The 229-nt window shown below is 64.6% G+C and carries 1 protein-coding gene; it reads right to left on the bottom strand.

Features of this window, described 5'->3' with window-relative positions; translation table 11 throughout:
* A partial coding sequence (locus AC0IYH_RS34410) for a hypothetical protein (protein ID WP_471838990.1) occupies nt 1–229 on the bottom strand: 229 nt, incomplete at both ends.

Raw genomic sequence — 229 nt, forward strand, 5'->3', positions numbered from 1 at the left:
TGCCGGGACGATGCTGGACAGCGACGCCGGCACCTTTCCCGGCCATCTGCCTGCGTCGGGATCGGGGAGGTGATACCGCCGCGGTAGGGTATCAATGATCCGCGCGTGCGCGGGAAAAAGATCGACAATGGGGTCGATCGCCAGATCGTGCATCTGCCCCGCGACGATGCTCCGTGGCGCCCGGAGCACCAGCAATTGTCTCGGCGCAATCGCCATCTTGGCGAACAAC

Source organism: Pseudomonas sp. AC463, assembly GCF_979253585.1.